Origin of the sequence: Rathayibacter sp. AY1D1, from assembly GCF_002932635.1 — a bacterium.
Lineage (GTDB): Bacteria > Actinomycetota > Actinomycetes > Actinomycetales > Microbacteriaceae > Rathayibacter.
The window spans coordinates 1-3,476 of record NZ_PSVY01000061.1 but is presented as its reverse complement, the minus strand read 5'-3'; the positions used below and the strand labels follow the sequence as shown (position 1 = coordinate 3,476).

Sequence of the window (3,476 nt, the reverse complement as noted above, 5' to 3'; positions counted from 1 at the left end):
CACTGCGTCGCCCACGCCCGCCGCGCAGCGATCCGCCGCGTCGCCCCGTTCCTGAACCGCTGAGAGGACCACACCATGACCCGCACCGACACCGGCCGCGCCACGGCCGAGCAGCTCGCGCTCATCCTCGCGACCAGCCGCGACGAGGACCCGGAGAACGCCACCGCGACCGACGTGGAGATTCTCACGCACACCCGCAACACGCTCGGACTGCCGGGGGAGTGTGGACCCGGCGGGATGCCTGTCTACGACGACGGCACCGCCGAGGCCGCCGCGTTGATCGCGTTCCTGACGCCCGCCGAGTAGCGCGGGGGAGGGGCCGGCCTTCGGGCCGGCCACGAGGGGCGACCCCCTCGCGCTCCCCCGTGTTCCGCCGGAGGCGGGGCGCGAGCTCCGCACGCGCAGCGGTGACGGAGCACCGCCGGCGGGAGCCGCTACGCGGCAGGTCCTTTGCTCGCCTGGTTGCTGGCCTGGCTCACGCTCGGCACCGCGTTCCTCGTGGGACACGCGGTCATGCGTGGTCATCGGTCGCGAGGAAGTCAGACCTCCGGCGCCCAGATGTCGGCTACGCCGGCCTGCAGGCGCATCTCGCCGAGTTTCAGTTGCTTGCGAAGACGAAGCCGGGTGTAGGGAACCAGGACCACCAGCGCGATGCCCTCCCGATGTTCCGACTCGACTCGGATGGCGTCACCGCTCCCGCTGATCGTGACCACGCTGACGTACGCGACCGCCCGTAACGACTGCCGGTTCTCTCTGCTGGCACGCCGGAGCTCGTCGAGGTCCGCCTGGGACGAGTTGTTCCCGCGACCCGGCTCCGGCTCCACCATGCTCAGAACGCTGCGCCCGTCGGTGTCGATCGAGGCGGAGAACGGGCCGAGCTCGCCGCGCTTTCCGAGAGCCTCAACGGCGCGAGTCATCGTCAGATCGAGAAGGCCGTCGAGATCCTCTTGCGCTTCGGCTGATGCCGTCTCACGCCACATCATCATCTGCACACAGTGCCACAGGCCGCAGTCTCGCGCTGGACGGAACCGCGGTCGCGTAGACGGCGAAGGCCACACCCGTCTCCCCGGTCGGGGGCGCGAGCTGCGCTCGCGCAGCGGTGACGGAGCACCGCCGGCGGGAGCCGCTGCGCGGCGCGTTTCCAGGTTTTCTTCACCTCTCCGCGGTTTCAACCTATCTCGCTCCGCCGGCTGCGTGCCGTCTCCCTCGGACGCGGTCGCACGCTCCCTTATTTCGCCCGAGAGAGCCGTCACTCCGCCGACTCCACTCAATTGGTTTTCACTCGCCGGAGAGGCAAAGAAAAACGATCAGGAAGACGACAAAAGCCCCGTAGTTGGCTTAGAACCACGGGACTCGTCACCTTCATGGTCGCACACCGATTGAGGAGAAACCATCGTGACTATCACCACCGGAACCGGGACCGTTCAGCACATCGACCCGACCACCCTCGTGATCGAGGCGAACGTGCGCACCAGCGCCCCGCTGACGAAGGACTTCATCGCGTCGATCCGCGAGAACGGCGTCATCACCCCGGTCCTCGCCCGCCGCGACGAGCGCGGCAACGTCATCGTCCGCGCCGGACAGCGCCGCACCCTCGCCGCCCGCGAGGCCGGGGTCGCCACCATTCCGGTCTACGTCGTGGAGGGCGACGAGACGACCGCGGATCGGATCGTGCAGCAGATCATCGAGAATGACCAGCGCGCCGAGCTGAGCGTCGCGGATCGCACCGCCGCGTGGGCGCAGCTCGCGTTCGAGGGCGTGTCCGCCGCAGCGATCGCCAAGCGCACCGGCACCAAGACCGACGCGGTGAAGAAGGGCCTCGCGGTCGCGGAGTCCGCGACCGTCACGTCCGTTCTCCACGAGCACGAGCTGACCCTGGACCAGGCGGCGGTGCTGTTGGAGTTCGAGGACGACGCCGACGCCCGCGCGAACCTGATCGAGGTCGCCACCCACGACCCGGCCCAGTTCGAGCACACCGCGCAGACCCTCCGCGACGAGGCCGCGCACCAGGCGCTCCTCGCGGCGACCGCCGCCGAGTACATCGGCAACGGCTTCCAGATCCTCACCCGCTCCGACGCTTACGGCGACCAGGCGACGTGGACGCCGGTGCGGCAGCTGCGCGGCGAGGACGGGAAGAGCGTCACCCCCGAGCAGGTCGCGGCCGCTCCTGGCCGCGGAGTGCTCATCGACACCAGCTGGCGCGGCGAGGTCGAGGTCACGCTCCTGGTTCAGGACCCCACCTCGGCCGGATTCACCTATGCCTACGGAGCCCCCGAGCAGCCGCAGACCGAGGAGGAGGCTGAGGAGGAGCGGGCCGAGAAGTCCGCGGAGCGGAAGGTGCTCATCGCGAACAACAAGGCGTGGAACGCGGCCGAGAAGGTGCGCCGCGAGTGGATCGCGACGTTCCTCGCTCGCAAGGCCCTCCCCAAGGACGCGGATCGGATCATCGCTCTCGGCCTCACCGCTCACCGGTTCGCGGTGTCCTCCGGGATGACGGGCGGCAGCGACCTCGCGCACGCGCTGCTGCGCATCGAGCGCCCCTCCGGCTACCGCGCGGACGCCCTCGCAGCGCTGGTCGAGGGGAACCCCGCGAAGGCCCGCCTGGTCGCGCTGGCCGTCGTGCTCGGAGGGCAGGAGGCGCACACGGGCAAGGAGTCCTGGCGTCGCGGCGACGAGCGCACTGCCGAGCACTTCCGTCAGCTCGCGGCCTGGGGTTACGCGCTCTCCCCGGTCGAGCAGGTCGTCACCGGCGACAACACCCCCGCCGACGCCGCAGGACTCAGCTAGCCCACCCGGCGGGACCGGCTCGCGCCGGTCCCGCCCCTGCTCTTCTCCCACTGCTGCACAGGAAGGCCCGACCATGACCACCACGACCACCGCACCCCGCCCCGCCCACCGCTTCGACCCGTACCAGGAAGACCCGACGCTGCGCGCCGCCGAGGTCGCCGTCGACGCCGCGGCCGCGTCCGGCGACGCCGACGCGACCGCCGCCGCAGCGCGAGCGCTGATCGTCGCCGCGGCCGCCTACGGCTGGCCCACCGCGACCGCCCTCGTCTTCACATACGAGACGACCGGCCCCATCGCCCACGTCTGGGGACTGTGGAAAGTCCTCGACGCCGACCGCCAGGTCCTCCGCGAATGGGACGAGGAGCCCGGCGACATGACGGACGAGTCCGAGGAAGAACTGATCGCCCTCGACCTCATCAGCAACCGCCGCGCGACCCTCGACTACACCGACTTCCCAAAGCCCATCGGCTCCACCACCCTGATCCTCCGCACGCTCGCACTCTGAGCGCGCGCCGCGGGCCGACCCGAAACGGGCCGGCCCGCACGAGGGGGAGAGCCCCCTCGACCCCCCGGTCACGCGCGTGGAACGGCCACGCGCGCTCGAGCGGTAGTCAGCGGCGAGGACGCGGCTTGTACTTCTTCCCCGCCCGGATGTTCCGGTTCTCGATCACCCCGACGACCGCCAGGCC

4 protein-coding genes are annotated in these 3,476 nt (G+C 70.7%); 3 read left to right on the top strand and 1 reads right to left on the bottom strand.

Annotation, left to right across the window (positions count from 1 at the left end; translation table 11 throughout):
• Positions 1-75: 75 nt before the first annotated feature.
• A complete protein-coding gene (locus C5C56_RS17315; RefSeq protein ID WP_104320014.1) occupies positions 76-306 on the top strand; it encodes a hypothetical protein in 231 nt (76 codons plus the stop codon).
• Positions 307-539: 233 nt separating this feature from the next.
• Here C5C56_RS17315 and C5C56_RS17310 read toward each other — a convergent pair whose 3' ends face one another.
• On the bottom strand, positions 540-986 hold the full coding sequence (locus C5C56_RS17310) for a hypothetical protein (RefSeq protein WP_146082597.1): 447 nt from the start codon (positions 984-986) through the stop codon (positions 540-542).
• A gap of 409 nt (positions 987-1,395) precedes the next feature.
• Here C5C56_RS17310 and C5C56_RS17305 point away from each other — a divergent pair, with 409 nt between their 5' ends.
• Positions 1,396-2,787, top strand: coding sequence for a ParB/RepB/Spo0J family partition protein (locus C5C56_RS17305; protein ID WP_104320013.1), 1,392 nt, complete (start codon positions 1,396-1,398; stop codon positions 2,785-2,787).
• 73 nt (positions 2,788-2,860) lie between these two features.
• A complete protein-coding gene (locus C5C56_RS17300; protein WP_104320012.1) occupies positions 2,861-3,292 on the top strand; it encodes a hypothetical protein in 432 nt (143 codons plus the stop codon).
• Positions 3,293-3,476 lie beyond the last annotated feature (184 nt).

What these genes read in the sequence shown, in the direction of transcription:
- C5C56_RS17315 (WP_104320014.1), top strand. Translation starts at nt 76, where the DNA reads ATGACCCGCACCGACACCGGCCGCGCCACGGCCGAGCAGCTCGCGCTC.
- C5C56_RS17310 (WP_146082597.1), bottom strand. Translation starts at nt 986, where the DNA reads ATGATGATGTGGCGTGAGACGGCATCAGCCGAAGCGCAAGAGGATCTC.
- C5C56_RS17300 (WP_104320012.1), top strand. Translation starts at nt 2,861, where the DNA reads ATGACCACCACGACCACCGCACCCCGCCCCGCCCACCGCTTCGACCCG.